Source organism: Pseudoalteromonas sp. S1609 (genome assembly GCF_005887255.1).
Lineage (GTDB): Bacteria > Pseudomonadota > Gammaproteobacteria > Enterobacterales > Alteromonadaceae > Pseudoalteromonas.
Genome location: NZ_PNDJ01000029.1, coordinates 1 through 22,592, shown reverse-complemented (window position 1 = coordinate 22,592; position 22,592 = coordinate 1). Strand labels below are relative to the sequence as shown.

Genomic DNA, 22,592 nt, shown 5'->3' with positions numbered 1-22,592 from the left:
AGGTTACAAACCTCGCGCAGCGATTAAACGCCCCTGGTTTGAACAAATTTTAATCGCAAAGGTCAACAGACCCTAGGACGTTTCAGCCTTTTTTGCTCGTCACTTTTACCAAACAGCGATACAATTGAGTTTGCTTATCATTCTTAATAGTGAAAGCTGCATATCCATAATTGTATTTATCTTAAAAGGACTTAATTTAATGACACCAGAACAAATTAACGCAAAATTAGCGATAAGCGAAGCTGAAAAAAAACGAGTTCTTGAAGATGAGTTTGAAAAACACTCATCTAAACCCTTTGATATTTTTAAGGGATTATTTGGCAGTTTTGCTTATATCGCATTTGTTTCATTGATGTTCCCAGACGTATTAGCTCAGCCTAGTTTTTATCTGTTGTTACTACTTATCTTAACTATAAAAGTTGAGGCGCAAGCAAAGGTGCAGCAAGCGCATAAGCGTATGGATACTTTGTATCGCTTGTTAAAAAAAGAGGCGTAGCTTCTAGGGAACCTTTAGTTATTAAGTGGTAAGCTCACAGTAAATACCACTCCATTGTCTTGCTCATTATTGTGCGCCGCTACTGTGCCTTTGTGGTAATCACACACCAGTCTTACAATATAAAGTCCTAAACCTAAATGCGGTTGTTGCTGCATTTTTTGGCTGCGCACCGATACCATAGAATCAAAAATATGTTCAGTAAGTCCCTCAGGCAATAAAGTACCTGTATTACTTACCGTTAAGGTTGCTTTGCTTTCATTTTGCTTAAGGCTGACTTCAATTGCAGTGTTAGCTTCACTAAATTCCAAGGCATTATTAATTAGCTTATCGAGCAGTTGCGCTATAAATTCAGGGGCACCTTGCATCAACAGTGTGCTTTGGCAAATGTTGAGTGTAAATAACTGGTTAGGATAAGTAAGTTGGTAGCCCTGCATACAGCCACTAATTACTTTTTGTAAATCAAACGACTCCGGCTCATTGCTTTGAATACTTTGCTCAAGGCGGGTTGCCTCGCTCATAGTGGTAATTATTTTACCTAAGCGCTCAACCCCTTCGCTAGCACGTTCAAGGTATTTTTGACTCAGTTCACTTTGCTGCAAGCTTTGTAAGTTTTCAAGAGATGAACGGACAACCGCAACCGGTGTGCGCAGCTCGTGAGATAAGCGCGACGACATATTTTCTAAATAATCGGTATAGCCACCAAGTCGGCTCACTATATTTGAAAAGCTACGCGACAGGTCGCCAATTTCGTCATTGGCATCGCTATAATTTATATGGCCTGTTACTCGTCCTTGCGCATCAATGGCTTGCTCTGCTGTATCTCGTAGTCGCCTAATACGGCTCGATATACGCGAAGCAAAAAAGAACAAAGTGACTGTGCCAATTAACATGACCGCTAAAATCACATTAAATAGTTTTTCCAGCGATTTATTACGCAGTGTACGCACGCCATTGGTGGTTTCTTCAGCTATAACTGCGCCAATAACCTTATCCTCAATCCAAATAGGATACGCAGCCGATAATATTACCGCTTTGTTATCGGGAGTGAGTCGCCAAGACGAGGCCGGTTGACCTTTCAGTGCTTTGGCTAAATGAGCGCCTTGCATTGAAGCTACATCGTGTAAGGTATCTATAAATTCATCTTCAGGACGCGTTAAAATTTTATAATACAAAGGATGTAAATAGGCCTGTTCAAAGCGCTGCCACGCAGTTTTTGGCGCTTGATTTTTTAGCCCATCGGCCCATACGCCATCGGCATTTTGAATACTGCCCGATTGCGCTAATACACGGTGATGATTATCGACCACCCATATGCGACTGCCGCTGTGTCCCATGCCTTTTAATATACGGTTTATTTCAGGGGAGGGCACCAGTACCGAACCTAAATCATTCGGGTTATTTAAGTTCGATGTAGACATTATACTAGGGGTTTGGTTTGGTTGTTTACTATCAACATCGGCAATGGCAAATCCCAGTTTATTGCCAAGCATACTCAAAGGAAAGCGCAGCTCAAGGTTGTAACCAGTGTCAGTTTTTTTAAAGAAACCCTGAATTTTAGTAAAAGGCATTTTACTACTGGCATCAAATGCGTTGACCCAGCCATCTTGGCGCGGAGCAATAACATAAGTATTAAATTGCCCATCGGGGTTTTTTAGGCCAACTTTTACGTAATCGTTATTGGTAATGCTGAGGCTGTTTTTGGCACGGTATACTAAAGCATCGTCAGTGACTTTAAATACTGCATATAAGTAATTATCAAACTTACCTACCATGTGGCTAAATGATAAGTTGCTTAGCTGATGGTTATCATCGGCTGTTTGTAAGTAGCGTTTGTCATAAAGCCAAAATAGCGATTGGTAAGCGTCCCAGTCGCTGAGTTTGCCATCGAGTTGAATTGGACTCTTTAAATTATAAGCATAGAGATCGCGGCCTTTTACAACTTGATCTAAAAAGTTGGTTTGTTCGTCAAATAAAGCGGGGCGTTCGTGCAGAGCCGTTGCCAGTGCGCGTGTAGTACCTACTAGCGTTTTTTCTTGGCCTTGGCGTAAAAACTTTTCCATTTCCCATACGTATTCGTAGCCTAACCATGGCAACAAAAACAAAAAGCATGAAAGTAGAATAAATTTACTGCGTAGGCCAAATCTCAGCATGTGGGTTGCTCCCACCTGTAACCCATGCCATACACGGTATCAATGCAGTCAAACTGGCTATCGAGTGCTATAAACTTTTTACGAATGCGTTTTACATGAGAGGTAATGGTACTGTCGTCTACATAAATTTTAGCATCGCTCATTAACTCATTACGGCTTTTAACGTGGCCAGGTCGTTGGGCGAGTGAATGCAGCATCCAAAACTCAGTTACGGTTAAATCAACCAACTGTTGTTGCCAAAGCACCTGCATGCGTTGCGTGTCGAGTGTTAGTTGACCGCGAATTATTAATGCGTTGGCATCGGCGGGTTGCTCTAATGCTTCCATGCGGCGAAATAGCGCACCAATACGCGCGGCTAAATGCGCTAAGCTAATATCTTTGGTTAAGTAGTCATCGGCGCCCATGCGCAGGCCGCATACGGTGTCTATTTCGCTGTCGCGAGCGGTTAAAAAAATAATTGGTAAGGTTTTAGAAAGTGAACGCAAAGTTTGGCACAGTAAAAAGCCGCCATCTATTTCATGGCCTAAGCCAATATCAACAATGGCTAAATCGGGGAGTGCTTCTTTAAAAGCTACTTCTGCTTGAGGGCGGTTTTCATAACCACTTACCTGATAGCCTTGAGCGCTCAGCATTTCTATGTAGTTTTCGCGAATGGCAGTTTCATCTTCAACGATAGCTATTTTTTTCATTTTTATTAATTACTCATATTGACTTAGACGCACTATAACGAAGTTTTTGTGCTAAGTAAGGTTAAAAAGGCAATTGCCATTTTTTTGCCACAATTGCTCAGCAGTTTGCCATTTTTACTCCCCTTTATTGCCACTTCATGGTGTTTTAATACAGCTATTGAAATTACCAATACAACGCAAGTGCCAACCAATAGCTTGCCAACCATTATTAATAGTAAGGAATAGACCATGAAGAAAACATTAATCGCACTCACACTTGTTAGCACTTTTTGTACGCCAGTATTTGCTGCGGATACCCCATCAAAAGAAGCAAAAAAAGAAACACTTGTTGGCCTGAGCACCGGTGCCATTATTGGTGGTGTTGTTGGTGGGCCAATCGGCGCGTTTGTAGGCGCATTTGCTGGTGGTTTGATTGGCGATGCCAAGGTGGCTGAGCAAACCATTGCTGAGCAGCAGCAAGCTTTAACTGTAATGGCAGAGAAAACCAACGACTACCAACACGTACTTAATCATAACAGTCACCTAGAGGCGCAACTTGAACTACTGGCGCAGCAAAATGAGCAATTAACTCAATCGCAGCTTAATAATTTATTGGCAATGACGGTGCAATTTAAAACTGGATCTAGCGATATTGCTCCTCATTTTGCCAAGCAGCTTGATCAATTGGTAGCGTTATTAAAAAGCCAACCGCAACTCGCACTCGATTTAAGTGGCTTTGCCGATCAGCGCGGTGCAGAGCAAGCGAACTTATTACTGTCAAAAGCCAGAGTAAACGCCGTACAAAGTTACTTAATTAAACAGGGGGTTAGCCATACACGTTTAAGCGCACAAGCGTTTGGCGAGCAGCAAAGCATAGCAAACAGTAACACCCTTGAAGATAACTTTTTTGACAGACGCGTTACTCTCACTACCCGTGCGCTAAATCAAACGACTGATCAAACAGCAAGCAATTAATCGCAAGGCGTTCGATGGAGTGATTTATGTTGAGTAAACCCACCAAAGTGCTTACCAAGGTAAGCCTTTTTATTTTTATTATTATCGTGCTTTTAGCCAGCTTTAAAAGCCATGCACAGTCGCCAAAACTATCCTTGTTTGATAGCCAAGGAGTGGCGGTTAACCCTGGGGTTATTTTAAAAAGCGATGCAAAAATGACTCTAACAGGGCTAATTAATCGTGTTGTAGTTACGCAGCATTACATAAATGAAAACCCTTTTGCCGTAAATGCACGTTATGTATTTCCTTTACCCGATGAAAGCGCCGTGCAAGCAATGACCATGCGCATTGGCGAGCGAGTTATTAAAGGTAAAATAGCAAAAAAACGCCAAGCTGAAAAACAGTACCAAGCAGCCAAAAAAGCAGGCAAACAAGCTTCATTGCTGCGACAGCAGCGTGCAAATATGTTTATTACAAATGTGGCAAATGTAGGGCCAGGAGAAGAAATAGTTATAACGCTTGAGTATCAAGAGATTATTGATTACCAACACGGAACCTTTGCGATTCATTTTCCAACCACAATTACGCCACGCTATCATGCAATAACAGGGGAAGTTAACGATGAGCAAGATAAGCATGCGGTAAAAAACACTAATGCACCTTCGTTCACTCCACAGGGTTGGTTAAGCCCTGTTTATACAAAACAAACCAATGAGGCGGCAAATGCCAGCGATTTAAGCTTAACAATTAACATGGATATAGGCTTAGAATTGGTTGATATAAATGCTAAGTACCATCAAGTTAATATTGAAAACCCTGCATTTGGGCAATACAGCATTGTGCTAAAACCACAGCAAGCCATAAATAGAGACTTTGTACTTGAGTTTAAGCCACTTCAAATAGCGAAAGCGCAAGCTGCACTTTTTACTCAGCAAGCACAAAATGGTGAGCAGTATGCGTTAGCAATGTTAATGCCGCCAAGCGATAGTTTTACTCAATCTCAGCGTTTACCGCGTGAAATGGTGTTTGTAGTTGATACCTCGGGATCTATGCATGGGCAGTCTATTGAACAAGCTAAAAAAGCGCTGTTTTACGCATTATCATTATTAGATAGTGATGATAGCTTCAATATTGTCAGTTTTAATAATGAGGTTGCAGCCATGAGTGAGACCCCATTAATTGCCAGTGACTTTAATTTACGTCGCGCAGAGCGTTTTATTTATAACTTACAAGCCGATGGCGGAACTGAAATAAAAGGCGCACTTGATGCGGTACTCGATGGTACGCAGTTTGAAGGGTTTGTACGCCAAGTTGTATTTTTAACCGATGGTAGCGTAAGTAACGAAGATCAATTATTTAAACATATTGCGCACACCTTAGGTGATAGCCGTTTATTTACTGTGGGCATTGGTAGCGCGCCTAACCGTTATTTTATGCGTCGTGCCGCTGATATAGGCAAGGGAACTTACACCTTTATAAGCAGTGCTCATGATGTGCAGCCGAAAATGCAGCGGTTGTTTGATAAACTTGCTCATCCGGCGATGACTAATTTAGCGTTAACAAATAAAAATGGAGAGAGCTTAGATTTTTGGCCCTCACCTTTGCCTGACCTATATTTTGCTGAGCCCATTATGGTGGCTATTAAATTAGACTCTACCGATGCAATTACTTTTACGGGGCAAGCGGCGCATGGGGAGTTTAAGGTTAAGCTTAATCCGCAAGCAAGTTCAAAAGCCACAGGAATTGATAAGCTTTGGGCACGTCAAAAAATAAAGTCGTTATTGTTATACAACCAACAAAGTGTTGTAAAACAGCAAGTGCAGCAGCTAGCGCTTGAGCATCAATTACTTAGCCCATTTACTGCGTTTATTGCCATAGAAGAGACGACCATAAAAGAAGTTGCTAAACAAAGCACACAAGTGGCTAATACTATGCCACAAGGAATGAGTATGCGCTTGCCGCAAACAGATGGGCAAAGCAAAATACATATTGTGTTTGGAGCATTACTACTTCTAGGTGGTCTGTTGTTAGTAAGGCGCTGTAAATGACAAAGTGGCTAAGCATAGGTTTACTTGCCTTAGGTTTGAGCTTGTTTGGCCATGGTGTATACATGCAGGCAAAGGCATGGCTTGCACAAGTGTTAATAGAGCAAGCTTGGCAAAGAGCCCTTAAATCGCCCAATAAAAAAATTAAGCCGTGGTTTTATGCTGATAGCTACCCGGTGGCACAAATAATTTGGCCAAAGCATAATAAGCGACTAACCGTACTTGATGGCGCAAGTGGTAGAAACTTAGCGTTTGCGCCGAGCCATTTTTTACCAGCTGGGGAGTTAGGTGGGGCTGATTTTGGTAACTCGCAAGGAGCACTTATTGCTGGCCACAACGATACCCACTTTGCGTTTTTAAAAAACGCTAAAGTGGGGGAGCAATTTTCTCTACAACTTAAAAATGGCCAAGTGCAGCATTATTCAGTAACACATGTTGAGGTAATTAATCAGTACAACACCGATTTTTTGCAGCAATCAGGGCTGTATTTATTAACCTGTTACCCTTTTGATTCGCTGGCCTCGGGTACCGATTTAAGGTGGTTAGTGTCGGCAGAAATATCCTCACCCGAAGTTGAGTTAGGAATATCAACCACTAGTTCTTGATGGCGTTGACTAATCATTACGCCTATAAACACTACAAATATGCTGATCCACTGGCCAAGAGTCAGTACTTCGTTGAGGATAATGGCTGACAAAATTAAAGTGAAAATAGGGATTAAATTAGAGTAAGCCGCGGCGGTTAATACCGACACTTTACTAATCGCATAGTTGTACATGCCGTACCCACCCAAAGTAACACAAGAGCCTAAGTACAATATGCTCATTAGTGCGGTTAAATCGTGTTGGTTTTCACTGGGTAGGTCAATAAACAGTAAAAACGGAGCAAAAAACACACTACCACTCACGCCTTGCAGAGCAATTAATGTGAGTGGGGAGTAGCGGTTAGCTAAATGTTTTATACACACGGTATAAAATGCCGCGCACACCATGGCCATTAATTCTAAAAAATTTCCCAGTAATGGGTTTGGGGCTTGGCTTGAGCTGGGTGAGAGCAGGGTCAGTAAAATACTACCGCCAATACACAGCGTAAAACCCACCACAATAGCTTTACTAATATGCTCTTTGAGCATGAAAAACGCTAAGAATGCCACAATAATGGGTAAACAAGAAACAATCACCCCCGCTTGAGACGCTGAGGTATATTCCATTGCGTGGCCTTCAAATAAAAAGTACAAGCAAGGCTCTGCCAGCGACATGCCTAATAAGTACTTCCAATCGCCTTTTAAATATTCAAAGCGAATTACGTAACGCCATAAACATAACGAAATCAGTAAAGTGGTGAGCATACGTAAAAATATCACCAAGGCAGGGTCATAAATCGCAATCGCGTATTTAAGTGCAATAAAGGAGCTACCCCACAAAAAGGTGGCAATAATTAAACATAAACTGGCAGGCATAAGGCGTAATTTAAACGGTTGAATATAGTGCGATCCTAGCATGCAGAGGGGGTGCTTGAATATTTTTTACTTGTTCAAAAATACCGAACTGGTATAAATAAATTCATCATTTATTGCGCTAAGTAAAAAACATGCAAAGGGATCAGGTCGTAGTTGTAAAGCTAGGTACAAGCGTACTCACTGGCGGTACCGATAAGTTAGACAAAGCACATATGGTGGAACTTGTTCGCCAATGCTGTGAGCTAAAAAAGCAAGGTCATCATGTTATTTTAGTATCAAGCGGTGCGGTTGCTGCCGGTCGCGAACAGCTATTAAAACCCTGTGGGCGCACATTAATAGACAAACAAATGTTGGCCGCCATTGGACAGGGGCAACTCATTCATATTTGGCAAAGCTTATTTGCGTTGTATGGCATTAACGTCGGGCAAATGCTACTAACGCGCGCGGATGTTGACGACAGAGAGCGCTATTTAAATGCCCGCGATACCCTCAATGCCTTATTAAATTATGATGTTGTGCCGATCATTAATGAAAACGACGCGGTTGCTACTAGCGAAATAAAAGTAGGTGACAACGATAACTTGTCGGCATTGGTGGCTATTTTAGCCAATGCCGATAAATTGCTGCTACTGACCGACCAACAAGGGTTATTTACCAGCGATCCGCGCACCGACATTAACGCCACCTTGATTGACGAAGTTACCCATATTAATGATGAGTTACGCCAACTTGCGGGTGGCAGCGGTACAAACCTAGGTACAGGTGGTATGGCAACCAAACTACAGGCCGCAGATATTGCCAGAAGAGCTGGGGTTGAGGTGATTATTGCCAAAGGCGCTGATGAAAATGTGATTTTAAAATGCATGAGCGAGCAACTGCCTGGCACCCGTTTTTTAAAACTTACCGCGCCTAAAGATGGCCGAAAAAAATGGTTATTGGCAGGGCCTAAAAGTAGTGGCCAAATTTTAATTGATGCCGGTGCGGTGCATGCATTGCAATCTAAGGGGGCTAGTTTACTTGCTAAAGGCATTACGCGTGCAATAGGTGAATTTGAACGTGGAGATTTAATTAACTTAATTGATGTAAACGAGCAAATTATTGCACGCGGGTTAACGCGCTTTAGCCATCTTGAGATCGATAAAATAAAAGGCGCACACTCTAATCAAATCAGCCATTTACTTGATTACGATAGCGGCGTGGAAGTGCTACACAGAGATGATATGGTGGTGTTGTAATTAAGCACTTTTTTAACGATATAGCGCAACGTATAATCCGCTTATAGTGTTGCGCTTTTTTGTGTTAAAATCTTGCACCTTAAATTTGTTGTAAAGAGTATTGAAGATGAAATTAGTTCGCTGGGTTTTAGGTTGTATCATCTTATTTTTTAATTTTGTTTTTACGCCGCGTAGCAAAAAACGTGATCCGCAAGAGCAAACTAAGCTTGATCAGCAAACCGCACAATTTAAGCTCTATCAATTCAAAGCATGTCCTTTTTGTGTAAAAGTGCGCCGTTCAATTAAGCGTGAAGGCTTAAAAATTGAAACACGCGATGCAAAAAATGATGAGCAATACCGCCAAGAGCTATTAGAGCAAGGCGGAAAAGTTAAAGTACCTTGTTTACGTATTGAGCAAGATGGCCAAGTAAAATGGCTTTATGAATCAAACGATATTATTGCTTACTTAAACAAAGTAGCCGCTTAAAATATTTATTGGTATTTCATACCATCTCACTTATTAAAAGAGACATTACCATGACAATTCGTACCCGTGTTGCTCCGTCGCCAACTGGTGACCCGCATCTTGGCACCGCTTACATTGCCTTATTTAACTACTGTTTTGCTAAACAGCAAGGCGGTGAATTTGTACTTCGTATTGAAGATACTGACCAAGTTCGCAGCACACCTGAATCTGAACAAGCCATCATGGATAGCTTACGCTGGTTAGGCCTTGAATGGGATCATGGTCCTGATGTAGGTGGTGAGTTTGGTCCATACCGTCAATCTGAGCGCAGTGATTTATATAAAAAATACGCTCATCAGTTAGTTGAAGACGGCAAAGCATTCTACTGTTTCGCAACCAGCGAAGAACTGGACCAAATGCGTGAAGAGCAAATGGCCGAAGGTCTGCGTCCTAAATACGATGGTCGTGGCTTAAACCATACAGAAGACGAAATTAAAGCAAACCTAGCTGCTGGTAAACCGTATGTTATACGTATGAAAATCCCAAGCGAAGGTACCTTTAAGTTCAACGATTACCTACGCGACGAAATTGAGATCCCGTGGGAAAACGTAGACATGCAAGTGCTATTAAAAGCGGATGGTTTTCCAACTTACTTTTTAGCAAACGTGGTGGATGATCACCATATGCAAATTAGCCATATTTTCCGTGGTGAAGAGTGGATAAACTCAGCGCCTAAGTTATTAAAACTTTATGAAGATTTTGGTTGGGAAGCACCGGTACTAGGTCACTTACCATTACTGCGTAATCCAGATAAATCAAAACTGTCTAAGCGTAAAAACCCAACTTCGATTAATTACTACAAAGAAATGGGTTACTTACCAGAAGCGGTGCTAAACTACTTAGGCCGTATGGGTTGGTCAATGCCTGATGAGCGTGAAAAGTTCACCCTTAACGAAATGATTGAACATTTTGACATGAAGCGTGTATCACTTGGTGGCCCAGTATTTGACGTAGACAAGTTAAGCTGGTTAAACGGTATGTGGATCCGCGAAAACTTAACTGATGCAGAGCTAATGCAGCGTTTTGTTGACTGGAAATTTAATGGCGACATGCTGGCTAAAGTATTACCAGAAGCTAAAACGCGTATAAATACGCTCTCTGACATGGTTGATTTAGCAGGGCACTTTGTAGGCGGCATCCCGACCTACGACCCAGCGCTATTAACCGCAGGTAAAGTTGACGAAGATGTTATTCGCCAAGCGCTGCAGTTTTTTGTATGGCAGCTAGAAGGCTTACGTAGCTTTGAAAAGCCAGCTATTTTTGCAATTGCAAAAGAAGTAGCCACCTTCCACGAGCTTAAAATTAAAGACTTCTTAGAGCCTATATTTGTGGCTATTACCGGCAAAACATCATCAACTTCGGTATTAGATGCAATGGAGATTTTAGGGTCTGACCTATCGCGTGCACGTTTACGTGTTGCGCTTGCCCATTTAGGTATTTCTAAAAAGCAGGCTAAAAAGATAGAACGCGCATACCGCGATTACCCAAGTGCGTAATTAATCCTAATTCAGGTTAGCTATTTAAAAGCCGCTTAAATTAAGCGGCTTTTTTGTGCCTGTAATTCTAAGATGGAGTTGCCAGCATCGGGTAAGTAAATAAGAAAAAGTGAAACACGTTAACGAGCCAATGACATAAAATGGCCCATTCTAATCGGCTTGTTTTATAGTAAATATAGCCATAACCAAAACCTGCTACGGCCGCCACAAGCATATAATGAGTTCCAGCTGAAAAGTGTGCCAGTGAAAATACACAAGTACTGATCACCGGTGCGAGCAGTGCAAACCTGCTCGGGGTTATTAGTTTTGAAAGCTTAGTTTGTATCACTCCCCTAAATAATGCCTCTTCTGCAACGCAGGTAAAAAGTAGGTTGATAGCTATAAATAACAACCAAAATTCAGGTACTTTTGGTGCAAATTCAACAAGGTTTAACGTTAAAGCAGTTATAAGCGCCGCTAAAATAGTGATAATTATGATTAAAGCAGGGTAGCCGATAGTTACTGGCTTTATCGTTTTGTTTTTTGCAAAAAAATAAGCGCTCAGCATTAAACCCGCTAATGCTTTATCAAAATTAGCATATAGGGTAAATGCAATTGCGTTACTGGTGACTTGTTCATTAACAACAATTGGCAGGTTATTAAAACCCGCAAACCAATGTAAGGCTAACCCGAGTGAGGCTATTATAAATAAAGACGTTAGAACATTACGTTTTAACGCTGAGGTTGCCAATATCGTAAAGTGAAACAATCCCACATAAACAGCTATAACAGCAACCGCGTTTAAATTTATATACTCTTGATAATAGGCAGTAATAACACTTAGCAGCAATAAGTATTGCCATAATGGTTGGCGAAATACAGTGAGTTTACACTGTGGGAAAACACATAAAATAGCGGCAGCTAAAAAGTAAAAAGTCATTGGCAAATACAGCTTGTTGTTTGATAGGGGAAATGAGAGAAAACGAATTACATAGCGTTATAGTCTCAATTAGATAATTTTGAGCTATTAATAATTATAGGCTTGTCCTGTACAAATAACGGCTAAATCACAATTGTAGCGGGATACTGATTGGCACTGCTCTAGTGTAAATGCATTGCCACCTAAATAAAGCACATCGTTTTTAAGGGATTCTATAGCTTGTGATTTCAAGCGGTTATAGCTAATTGAGGATGTTCGCGTATCATCTGATACATCGCAGCTTTCGCCTTTTATTTCACCAAGGGGGCTTGCACCTCTATCGAGAGCGTCTTGTACACTGTAAAACTGCTCTAGGCCACGTTTTTTAATGTGGCTTGAAACGTGTTCTGATAAAACGTCGTCGTCGATATTGGTTGTGTAAGTAACGTTATTACAGCCAGTTAAAAATGAAACCGCACATATTAATAAAGAAAAATACTTCATTAGTTAATCCCTTAAACTCGTATTTGCCTAATTTACTTAGTAAATTAGCGAGTTGCAAATTATCATTTTTCGCCTTTATTAAACAGATTCGACCTCTCAAGATTTTTTTTCTGGTAGTATAGCTAGGTTATAAGCAGTTTAAGCAGTGAACACACTATGTTAAGTCCTTACTATCAGCAGCATGCTGATTATGTTTCAATTTCTCGTGAGCAAGGTTGTCGCTTTGCTAAATGTGTAGCCGACGACTACAACCCGCTTCATGATAAAGACGCTAAAAAGTTTTGCGCACCAGGAGACTTACTTTTTTCTCTAGTGTTAGACCGCTATGGCATTAGTGAGCGAATGGAGTTTACCTTTGCCGGTATGGTTGATGAAAATACCAAGCTAAATTTTCCAGAACAACCTGGAGAAGAGTTTGATGTAAACCATGGCGAAAAAGTAATTTTAAAGGTTAAACGCGATGGTAAAACCAGTAAATGCCCAACACTTACAAACAGTTTAATAAAAAATTATGTTGAGTTCTCAGGTGCTGCGTTCCCGCATGTAATTATTCCTTTAATGGGCAAGCAAGAGGTAATGATAAACCCTGCGCGTCCTATGATTATTTATGAATCAATGATAATTAACCTTAATAACATTGATATTAAATCACCGACTCTAGAGTTTGCAGAGCCAAGCTTTGAATACGCTGGTAAACGCGGCAAAATAACCTTGCGCTTTAATTTATTAGAAAACGGCGAAAAAGTGGGTTTTGGTGAAAAACACATGGTCGTATCGGGTATTCGTGAATACTGTCAAAGCACCGTAGATGATTTAATTGCATTTTATAATGAACGTAAAGCCACATTAAAACCGGCTTAAATACTTCATTTTATATAGGCGCTATTTAGCGCCTTTTTTATTACTAAAGCTCAGGTATAATAGCGTTCTTTGTTATTTTAAAGCCAAGCTTATGTCTGCCACATCGTTCTCATCACTAGCCCTAGACCCGTTACTATTAACGGCAATAGAGCAAAACAATTACACTACGCCTACCGCCATTCAGCACAAAACGATACCGCCAATTTTAGCGGGCAAAGACGTTATGGGCAGCGCTCAAACTGGCACCGGTAAAACAGCCGCTTTTGTTTTACCGCTATTACACAAGCTTTTAAATACCGCTAAAAAAGACGAACCAGGCATTGCTCGTGTGGTTATTTTAACGCCCACTAGGGAGCTTGCTCAGCAAGTATTTGCAAGCTTTGAAAAATACGCACAAGGTACAGATATAAAAGGTGCACTTGCTTATGGTGGCGCAAGTATTGGCCCGCAAATCAAAGCACTTAAAACAGCGCAGGTAATAGTGGCAACGCCAGGGCGCTTACTTGATCATATAGTGAAGGGCAGTGTGGTGCTTTCAAGCGTGGACTCTTTGGTGTTTGATGAAGCAGACCGTATGCTTGATATGGGTTTTATTGACGAAATTAAACGAATACTGCGTCATATCCCAGGCGATCGTCAAACCTTACTGTTTTCCGCCACCTTTGATGACAGTGTATTTGAGCTGAGTAAAAAATTGCTTAAAGATCCTGAGCTTATTGAAGTTGATAAGCGCAACTCTGCTGCTGTAGAGGTTGAACAAGTTATTTACGCAGTAGATGAAGACAGAAAGCGCGAACTGGTATCGCACATGATTGGCATGAAAAACTGGCGCCAAGTACTTATATTCACCCGCACAAAACAAATGGCCGATAAGCTTGCCAAAGAAATGTGTAAAGATGGTTTAAAAACCGAATCTATTCATGGTGATAAATCACAAGGTGCTCGCGACCGCGCATTACAAAACTTTAAAGAGGGTAGTACGCGTGTTTTAGTAGCCACCGATGTAGCGGCGCGCGGTTTAGACATACCGGCACTTAAATACGTAATTAACTTTGAATTACCATATATAGCTGAAGATTATGTGCATCGTATTGGCCGTACAGGACGAGCTGGCGAGCAAGGCCTTGCAATGTCGTTAGTGAGTCTTGATGAGCAATGGCTACTTGAAGAAATTGAAGTACTGCTTGATACCCGCTTAACACCACAATGGCTTGAAGGCTATGAACCTGATTTAAATAAGCCGCCAAAAGACAACCGCAAAAACACTAACAAAGCGCGTAAAGATCGCGATAAAAAACGTATTACAGGGCAAAGAGCGCCAAACAGAAGACGTAAGTAAAAATTAGAGTGTTCTTAAAGCACAATTAAGTTACTAAATATCTTTAATTTTGAGTCAATGTAATTAATACAGTGATTAATACTACCTTTTAAGCATTTTTTTTTGCCTATACTTAGGTAAATAATAGCGGGGGTATAAAATGTTTGAGACTGATAAGTGGGCATTTACTGGCCTTGATGGTCAGATATCACTAGATAAGTGGCAAAAAATAATTGATTTAATTGCTGAGTTATTTTCAGCTCCCTCCGGATATATAGTACAGGCAACAAGCATAGGTTACCGAGTAGTTATCAGAAAAAACGAGGGTGGGTCAACCTTTGAGACCAACCCTACTATTCCTCCTGAAAGTGATATGTTTTGTAGGCATGTGGTCGAAAGTGACAATCTCTTATATGTTAATGATGCTGCTAGTACTGAAATGTGGAGCGCCATGCCTGAGGTAGTTGAAAATGGCGTTAACTCCTACTTAGGTTTACCCATTCACTGGCCGCAAGGAGATGTATTTGGGACGCTTTGCTTAAAAGACAACAAAGAAACAAACTATACGAATGAATATTTTGAGCTCATTAATCAGTTACGAGACTTAATAGAAGACGATTTAGCGCTTGTATATAATTTTGAAAAAATGCGCGAAATTGCAATGCTAGACCCGCTCACTAATATTTATAATCGTCGAGCATTAAGTTTACTTGCTCAGCAAAAACTAAACCTTTCTCATCGTTTAGGTTTTGATGTGTGTTGTTTATTTATCGATATTAACGATTTTAAAAAATTAAACGATAACTTTGGCCACGAAGCGGGCGATAAAGCCCTTATTACATTAGCCACAACGTTAAAAAAACACCTAAGAGATGCCGACATCGTGGGGCGCTTAGGAGGCGATGAGTTTGTTGCTGTCATGCAAATAAATGATAAGAGTAAACTAGGCCTCATTATAAATACAATTTCGATTGAGTTTGCTAATGCACTAGTATTAGATGGAATTTGCGAGTTATCACTAAGTGTTGGTTATAGTTTTTCTGAGCAAAAAAAGCAGCCATTTGAAACACTTTTAAATGATGCAGACCAATCAATGTATAAAAATAAGCAAAAATATAAGTTAAATAAAAAAATCGGTTATTAAATCGTTAATTGCTATTAACTTGTTATGCCAATATACACAGCAAACTAATTAACATATACGCATGCTATGTACGTGAATTTTTTTAGTTTGAAACTATACTTTGTTTATAGCTAATGAGTGGGTAGTTGTATGAAAGGTATTATTTTTACTGAATTTCTAGAAATGGTCGAGATCACATTTTCACCAGCAGTTGCTGATCAAATCATTGAGCAAAACGAACTGGATTCCAATGGGGCTTATACCAGTGTTGGTAACTATAATAAGCAAGAGCTTTTAAAGTTAGTGACCTCACTGAGCAGTATTGTTGATATTCCGGTTGATGTACTCGTTAAAGAATACGGTAAATACTTACTAAAGCGCTTCTTAGTCTACTATCCACAGTTTTTTGAAGAGCTCACTACAACATTTGATTTTTTAGATACCATAGATCAGCACGTGCATGTAGAAGTTAAAAAACTATATACCGACGTTGAGTTGCCCACCTTTAAAACCAACCACTTAAGCAATACCCAAATGCAGATGATTTATCATTCAAGTAACCCATTTGCCATGCTCGCTGAGGGATTAATAGAAGGCGCAGCCGAACATTTTAAGGAAAATATAAGTATAAGCAGCGATATCAATGACGATCATCAAGTTGCTACGTTTAACTTAACATTGGTAGGTTAGATATGGACATTGCTCTTTTACAGCGCAGGTTAGAGCGAGAGCGTTTGGCGCGAAAAGAAGCTGAAAAGCTATTAGAAGCCAAATCATTACAACTTTACGAAGCCAATGAAGTGCTCAAAGGAGCGGCTGAAAACTTAGAGCAAGAGGTTGCTAATAGAACCCATGCCCTCAAACTTGCGAAACAAGATGCAGAAGCTGCAAATAATGCTAAATCAGACTTTTTGGCAAATATGAGTCATGAGATTCGTACCCCGATGAATGCAATAATTGGCATGGCTTATCTTGCTTTAGATACCGGGCTTTCTGATAAGCAACGCGACTATGTTGAAAAAATTCACTATTCGGCAGAGTCTTTATTAGGGATCATTAATGATATTTTAGACTTTTCAAAGGTCGAAGCGGGTAAAATAGAGCTAGAACAAAAAGAATTCAATTTTAATATCTTTCTAGAAAATCTTGTCAATATTATTAGCACGCTAGCATCACAAAGAAAAATTGAAGTGCTGTTTGATATTGACCCCTTACTGCCTGACTTTTTTATTGGTGATGCATTAAGGCTTAATCAAGTGCTGTTAAATTTGCTTAATAATGCACTGAAGTTCTCAACCCGCGGCAAAGTTGTATTAGCTGTAAAGTTAGCGCAAAAGGTAGACAATTTTTGCAGTGTCACTTTTTCTGTTTTAGATAATGGCATTGGAATGAGCCAAGCACAAGTAGATTCACTATTTAAACCTTTTACTCAGGCTGACGTGTCTACAACGCGAAAGTTTGGTGGGACTGGGCTTGGCTTGGTAATAAGTAAAACGTTGGTAGAACTAATGCAGGGAAATGTTTTAGTAAACAGTAAACTCAATAAAGGAAGTTGTTTTAGTTTTACTATTCCACTTAGCTATTCGACTAAGAAAAGTGAGTTTGAAATATCACATGTTAGGGCTAAGCAGGCCCTTGTTATCGAAAGTTCAGACAGTACGTTAGCATCATTACAAACGCTGCTTATTGGATTTGAAGTTAAAGTTGATATTGCAAATAATATCAACCAAGTGCTAGACCGGTTAAGCGCCTTACATGATTACGACTTTATTTTTATAGATTGGCGTACTTTAAATTTAAATAATGACAGGGCTGCGCAGTCTCTTCGAAGTCAACTCAAATTAAATGCGAAAAAGCTAATCGTAGTAGCACCTTGTGAAAATAAAGCACTCAACGAAAGCCTACTAGGATTTGCTGATAACACTTATAAAGTGCTGATCAAACCAATTATTAAAAGCACATTATACAATGTACTTTTACAAATTATGCATATAAAAACACTTAATAAGCCAGAATCACAAGAGAGCTCAGATACACAAAATGCATTACAAAAGCTTCAAGGTATTCATATTTTATTGGTTGAAGACAATCCGCTCAATCAGCAAGTAGCAACACAAATACTTCGCAAAAAAGGCTTAATCGTTGATGTTGCCAATGATGGTATTGAGGCATTAGAAGCGCTAAAAAATAAAACCTATGATGGGGTGTTAATGGATTGCCAGATGCCCCGAATGGATGGTTACACAGCAGCCAAAGAAATAAAAAAACAAGCAAAGTTTAAAAATTTACCCATTATTGCAATGACTGCTAATACAAGAGAAACCGATTTACTAAAGGCGAAAGATTGCGGTATGAATGGCTATATTTCAAAGCCTATTAAAGTTGAAAGTATGTTTGAAGTAATAGCAAAATGGGTGTGTATTTAATCTTTTGTTTTCAATTATTTTATTAACTAACTTGGAAATATAAAAAAGGCAAGCCAGCAGCTTGCCAAGTACGGTATAAATCAGTTTAACTTTAAGCTATCAGTTTCTCCGCAAGGTTAAGCTCCATTGTTGCTTTTAATAAACGATATAAATTAATAGACGCATCTATTTCTTCTTTACGATTGGTTAAGCTTTCAATATTTAAACCCAGTGGCACACCTAAGTGAGCACAGCTTTTTAAAATCGAGTCGAGGTTTTCGCGACAAATACGCACTGATTCGCTTAGTGTATTTTCCGAATCAAGCATGCGCCATTTAGTTGCCTCCGGCACTGAGATACCTAGCCACTGCATAAACTCTAAGGTTTTTTCACCACCACAAGGCGTAAAGGTCAATATAATCCGATTAGGTGTTAGGCCTTGTGTTTTACATGTGCGCGCATAACTGGTTATTAAATCTATGGTTGCTTGTGCATTGTAAACGGCTTGAGAGATAAAAAACTGGCACCCTTGTGCTGTTTTTTCTATCAAGCGTTGGTGCTCGTTGCGCTTATTGGCATGGCGCTCAGCAATGGTTACACCACCTAAAAAGAAATCTTCAGACTGCTCTGCCAGTGTTTTATAGGCATTCGGTAAGCTCAGCTTTATATCACCTGCTGATGAAGGGCTGCCCACCAACACCACGTTTTTTAAATCGTAGTCATTTCTAGTTTCATCTAACCACGCTTTAAACTCACTCACACCGCGCTGAGCTACACTTTTATAAGTAATTACATCAAGATCAGATAAGCCTCGTAAGAGTTGGCTGTACTCGCGCGGATCAACTGTTTGCTTAAATGCAAATGGACGCGCTTGCTCTGTACGGCTACTTTCATCTTGAATGTCATAAATAATCACACCGTCATATTCAATTTCGTGTAAACGGCCTAATAACTTTTCGGCAATGATTTTTAATTGCGCTTTATCAGTCCCAATTTTTGGCGGTGTTGTGCCAATTAGGTAAACACCTTGGTTGGTGTCCTGTATTTTTTCTTGAAGTGATAAAGCCATAATCCTCATTCCAGCTTAATTTGTGATGATGGATTTAATATAGCAGCCATTTAGACGTCTAGATAGATTTATTTATTGAAAGTTTCTCAACTAACGTGAATTATTTTCATGATTAAACCAAGTTACCAGCAATAACTGACACAGTTGTTTACATAATTAATAGGCTTAGGGCTCTTATATTTAATTACTTTACGGCATACTTAGTTTGGTAAATGTTTTAAAAATTGCTCAATTTAAAAAGGGATAACAATGAAATTTAAATTATTGGCAACTAGCCTAGCGGTATCGCTGGCCTTAACCGGTTGTGCTATGCAGCAAAGTCAAAACACGCAAACAGCAGCTCAACAAGAACAAGTTAATAAAGCAGATGAGCGTGTTTTTTCACAAGATTACCTAACAGAAGAGCTAGATAACGGCCTACGTGTGATGGTAGTTAAAACCGATTACCCAGATGTAGTATCGCTACAAATACCTGTATCTGTTGGCTCGCGTAATGAAGTGGAAGCAGGTAAAACTGGTTTTGCTCACTTTTTTGAACATATGATGTTTAAAGGCTCTGAAAAGTTTCCGCAAGATGTGTATTCAGATATTCTAAAAAATTCAGGGGTTGATAACCGCGCCTACACAACTAACGATTACACTAACTACCACTTAAATTTTTCAAAACAACATCTTGATAAAGTACTTGAAATTGAAGCGGATATTTTTCAAAACTTAAGCTACACCGAAGAGCAATTTAGAACGGAAGCGCTAACGGTTAAAGGCGAGTACTTAAAAAATAATGCCAGTCCAATTCGTAAATTATTAAGTGCGGTACGCCAAGAAGCGTTCGATAAGCATACCTATAAACACACTACTATGGGCTTTTTTGAAGATATTGAAGCCATGCCAGATCAAATGGCCTACGGTAAAGAATTTTTTGCTAAGTTTTATAAGCCTGAATATGTATCGCTTGTGATTGTTGGTGATGTTGATCCAAAAGAGACCATGGCGATGGTTAAAAAGCACTGGGGTAACTGGCAAAAAGGCGACTATGTTGCTGATATTCCAAAAGAGCCAACTCAACAAGCGCCAAAATATGTGCATGAGCAAAACGAAGGATTACCTGGCCATTGGTTACTTGTGTCGTATAAAGGGGCTGCATGGGAGCCTCTGAAAAAAGACAGAGCCGCATTAGATTTACTGTCGCAGCTTTATTTTTCGAGCAATTCAGATATTTACCAAGAGCTGGTAGTAGAAAAGCAAATAGCGAGTCAAATGTTTACCTATAACCCTGAAACTAAAGATCCAGGGTTACTGCATGTATTTGTAAAAGTTGAAAATGCCGATGATTTAGCCACAGTACGTGATGCTATAAACCGTACGTATGCCAAAGCGCGTACCGAGTTGGTTGATAGCCAAAAACTCAGCGATTTAAAGTCTAATCTTAAATACAGCTTTATAAATGGTTTAGATTCGTCGCAAGCAATTGCCTCAACACTTGCCAGCTATATGCATTTTGAGCGCGATCCTGAGGTAGTTAATCAGCTGTATAAATCGGCAGACAATATCACTAGCGAAGATATTAGAGCCGTTGCAAATAAGTATTTTGTTGATAATGCCCGCACCACAATTACTATGTCGGCACTTGATAAAGCCCCTGGTTTTGAGCAAGAAAGCGACTTAAATGCCTTGGTAGCTAAGTATCAGCAAGCACCGAGTAAGCCTATCTTTAAGGTGCTTGATAAAACCAATAGCTCGCCGTTAATCGATATTAACTTATTATTTAATACCGGTGCCGCTGCCGATCCGCAGGGTAAAAAAGGCGTAGCGGCTTTAACTGCCGCAATGCTGGCGCAAGGTGGCTCAACCGCAATGAGTTACAAAGATATTAAAAAGGCAATGTACCCACTGGCGGGTAGCTTTGGTTATCAAATAGATAAAGAAATGCTGTCGTTCCAAGGGCGTATTCATAAAGATAATGCAGCTCAGTGGTATGCCTTAGTGAGTGAGCAGCTGTTAAGCCCAGGCTTTAGAGAAGATGACTTTAAGCGTCTGAAAAAAGAAATGATCGATGGCATTAAATCAGGTTTAAAAGCTTCTAACGACGAAGAGTTGGGTAAAGAAGTGCTCTACAGTGTGCTTTATAAAGGCCACCCTTATGAAAGCTATAACTACGGTGACTTATCTGATTTAGAAGCACTGACCCTTGATGATGTTAAAGCGTTTTATAATGCTGAACTTACACAAGCTAAACTTACTGTGGGTTTAATTGGCGCCGTACCTGAAAAACTTAAAGCACAAATGTTAGCTGACTTGGCGACACTTCCAAAAGGCGAACAAAGCCGCTTAACAATCCCTGATGCGCCAGTGCTTGAAGGTCACCATGCAACAATTGTTGAAAAGTCAGCGCAATCAACGGCTGTGTCGTTCGGGTTCCCTATTGATACCATTCGTAGCAGCGACGACTGGACCGCATTGTGGTTAGTGCGCTCGTACTTTGGTGAGCATCGTAGTTCTAACAGTTACTTGTACGAACGTATTCGTCAAACGCGTGGCATGAACTATGGCGATTACGCCTATATTGAATACTTCCCTAGAGGTATGTTTCAAACTAAGCCTGATGCAAACTTAGGGCGCTCGGAGCAAATATTCCAAGTGTGGCTGCGTCCACTGCGCTCAAACAACGATGCGCATTTTGCTACCCGTACCGCATTATTTGAGCTAGATAAATTAATTAAAAATGGCATGACTGAGGCTGATTTTGAAGCCACACGTAACTTTTTAATTAACTTTGTGCCGCAAATGGTTGCTAGTCAAAATCGTCAGTTAGGTTATGCGCTAGATAGCGAGTTTTATAACACCGATAGTTTTGTAAACTACGTTACAAGCAAACTGAAAACATTGACTGTTGACGATGTAAATCGAGTGATTAAAGACAACCTACAAACCGAGAATATTCACTATGTGTTTGTTACCGGTGATGGTGAAGATATGCAAAAACGTTTAGCAACTATGCAAACCTCGCCTATGGTGTATAACACCGATAAACCTGCCGAGTTAGTGGCTGAAGATAAAGTGATTGCTGATTACAAACTGGCAATACCAGCGAAAAATATTGAAGTAGTGAAGGTGGATAAAGTATTTCAATAATTTAAGTTTTTAAGTATTAAAAAATGCCCCGGTGCCTTAAGCATTGGGGCATTTTTATATTTTAGGTTGTAAATACTTGGGTCTGTTGACCTTTGCGGATTAAAATTTGTTCAAACTAGGGGCGGTTTAATCGCGGCGCGAGGTTTGTAACCTAGTGGGCTCGATAACTGCTCCTGCGTTATTCTACTGGCTTACATCCATGTAAGAATAAGTAAAAACCGAGCAAAAAAGAGTTAATTGCCCCTAGGCAGAACCCTTCGGGCAGCGCCTGTTT

The 22,592-nt window shown here is 40.1% G+C and carries 19 protein-coding genes; 13 read left to right on the top strand and 6 right to left on the bottom strand.

Going from position 1 to position 22,592, the window contains the following annotated elements:
- Window positions 1-199: 199 nt before the first annotated feature.
- On the top strand, window positions 200-496 hold the full coding sequence (locus CWB76_RS08845; protein ID WP_138606914.1) for a hypothetical protein: 297 nt from the start codon (window positions 200-202) through the stop codon (window positions 494-496).
- A gap of 14 nt (window positions 497-510) precedes the next feature.
- Here CWB76_RS08845 and pdsS read toward each other — a convergent pair whose 3' ends face one another.
- Both pdsS and pdsR read right to left on the bottom strand, forming a co-directional pair.
- Window positions 511-2,646 carry a proteobacterial dedicated sortase system histidine kinase gene (gene pdsS / locus CWB76_RS08840; protein ID WP_138606912.1) on the bottom strand — a complete coding sequence of 712 codons (2,136 nt, stop codon included), beginning with the start codon at window positions 2,644-2,646 and terminating at the stop codon, window positions 511-513.
- Entirely contained in the window at window positions 2,640-3,335 is a 696-nt protein-coding gene (gene pdsR / locus CWB76_RS08835; protein WP_008111124.1) for a proteobacterial dedicated sortase system response regulator, read from the bottom strand. The genes pdsS and pdsR overlap by 7 nt, the downstream gene beginning before the upstream one ends.
- Before the next feature lie 228 nt (window positions 3,336-3,563).
- Here pdsR and pdsO point away from each other — a divergent pair, with 228 nt between their 5' ends.
- The 3 genes from pdsO to CWB76_RS08815 are packed head-to-tail and all read left to right on the top strand — an operon-like array spanning window position 3,564 to window position 6,918.
- Complete coding sequence (gene pdsO, locus CWB76_RS08825; protein ID WP_138606908.1) at window positions 3,564-4,289, top strand: sortase-associated OmpA-like protein PdsO; 726 nt, start codon at window positions 3,564-3,566, stop codon at window positions 4,287-4,289.
- A gap of 26 nt (window positions 4,290-4,315) precedes the next feature.
- Window positions 4,316-6,316, top strand: coding sequence for a marine proteobacterial sortase target protein (locus tag CWB76_RS08820; RefSeq protein WP_138606906.1), 2,001 nt, complete (start codon window positions 4,316-4,318; stop codon window positions 6,314-6,316).
- On the top strand, window positions 6,313-6,918 hold the full coding sequence (locus CWB76_RS08815; protein WP_138606904.1) for a class GN sortase: 606 nt from the start codon (window positions 6,313-6,315) through the stop codon (window positions 6,916-6,918). Before CWB76_RS08820 ends, CWB76_RS08815 begins: the two co-directional genes overlap by 4 nt.
- Here the strand turns inward: CWB76_RS08815 and CWB76_RS08810 are convergent.
- A complete protein-coding gene (locus CWB76_RS08810; protein WP_138606916.1) occupies window positions 6,813-7,772 on the bottom strand; it encodes a DMT family transporter in 960 nt (319 codons plus the stop codon). The two genes, CWB76_RS08815 and CWB76_RS08810, sit on opposite strands and share 106 nt — an antisense overlap.
- Before the next feature lie 131 nt (window positions 7,773-7,903).
- Here CWB76_RS08810 and proB point away from each other — a divergent pair, with 131 nt between their 5' ends.
- The 3 genes from proB (at window position 7,904) to gltX (ending at window position 11,008) form a co-directional block, all read left to right on the top strand.
- Complete coding sequence (proB, locus tag CWB76_RS08805; protein WP_138606902.1) at window positions 7,904-9,007, top strand: glutamate 5-kinase; 1,104 nt, start codon at window positions 7,904-7,906, stop codon at window positions 9,005-9,007.
- Between the two features lie 106 nt (window positions 9,008-9,113).
- On the top strand, window positions 9,114-9,473 hold the full coding sequence (locus CWB76_RS08800; protein ID WP_008111110.1) for a glutaredoxin family protein: 360 nt from the start codon (window positions 9,114-9,116) through the stop codon (window positions 9,471-9,473).
- Between the two features lie 50 nt (window positions 9,474-9,523).
- A complete protein-coding gene (gltX, locus tag CWB76_RS08795) occupies window positions 9,524-11,008 on the top strand; it encodes a glutamate--tRNA ligase (protein ID WP_138606900.1) in 1,485 nt (494 codons plus the stop codon).
- A gap of 67 nt (window positions 11,009-11,075) precedes the next feature.
- On the opposite strand, the gene CWB76_RS08790 is transcribed toward gltX, so the two are convergent.
- Window positions 11,076-11,927: a CPBP family intramembrane glutamic endopeptidase gene (locus CWB76_RS08790; RefSeq protein WP_138606898.1), complete on the bottom strand. Its 852-nt coding sequence runs from the start codon at window positions 11,925-11,927 to the stop codon at window positions 11,076-11,078.
- 87 nt (window positions 11,928-12,014) lie between these two features.
- Window positions 12,015-12,410 (bottom strand): hypothetical protein, encoded by a 396-nt coding sequence (locus tag CWB76_RS08785; protein ID WP_138606896.1) that lies wholly within the window; start codon window positions 12,408-12,410, stop codon window positions 12,015-12,017.
- A gap of 156 nt (window positions 12,411-12,566) precedes the next feature.
- Here CWB76_RS08785 and CWB76_RS08780 point away from each other — a divergent pair, with 156 nt between their 5' ends.
- The 5 genes from CWB76_RS08780 to CWB76_RS08760 all read left to right on the top strand — a co-directional run bounded on the left by CWB76_RS08780 (window position 12,567) and on the right by CWB76_RS08760 (window position 18,138).
- Complete coding sequence (locus tag CWB76_RS08780) at window positions 12,567-13,271, top strand: DUF3581 domain-containing protein (RefSeq protein WP_016900441.1); 705 nt, start codon at window positions 12,567-12,569, stop codon at window positions 13,269-13,271.
- Window positions 13,272-13,362: 91 nt separating this feature from the next.
- Complete coding sequence (locus CWB76_RS08775; protein ID WP_138606894.1) at window positions 13,363-14,610, top strand: DEAD/DEAH box helicase; 1,248 nt, start codon at window positions 13,363-13,365, stop codon at window positions 14,608-14,610.
- Between the two features lie 139 nt (window positions 14,611-14,749).
- Window positions 14,750-15,733 carry a sensor domain-containing diguanylate cyclase gene (locus tag CWB76_RS08770; RefSeq protein WP_138606892.1) on the top strand — a complete coding sequence of 328 codons (984 nt, stop codon included), beginning with the start codon at window positions 14,750-14,752 and terminating at the stop codon, window positions 15,731-15,733.
- Window positions 15,734-15,862: 129 nt separating this feature from the next.
- Entirely contained in the window at window positions 15,863-16,402 is a 540-nt protein-coding gene (locus CWB76_RS08765; protein WP_138606890.1) for a heme NO-binding domain-containing protein, read from the top strand.
- Between the two features lie 2 nt (window positions 16,403-16,404).
- Window positions 16,405-18,138, top strand: a complete 1,734-nt coding sequence (locus CWB76_RS08760) for a response regulator (protein WP_138606888.1) — start codon at window positions 16,405-16,407, stop codon at window positions 18,136-18,138.
- Between the two features lie 91 nt (window positions 18,139-18,229).
- Here CWB76_RS08760 and CWB76_RS08755 read toward each other — a convergent pair whose 3' ends face one another.
- Window positions 18,230-19,186 carry a methylenetetrahydrofolate reductase gene (locus CWB76_RS08755; protein ID WP_138606886.1) on the bottom strand — a complete coding sequence of 319 codons (957 nt, stop codon included), beginning with the start codon at window positions 19,184-19,186 and terminating at the stop codon, window positions 18,230-18,232.
- Window positions 19,187-19,435: 249 nt separating this feature from the next.
- Here CWB76_RS08755 and CWB76_RS08750 point away from each other — a divergent pair, with 249 nt between their 5' ends.
- Entirely contained in the window at window positions 19,436-22,318 is a 2,883-nt protein-coding gene (locus CWB76_RS08750; RefSeq protein ID WP_138606884.1) for a M16 family metallopeptidase, read from the top strand.
- Window positions 22,319-22,592 lie beyond the last annotated feature (274 nt).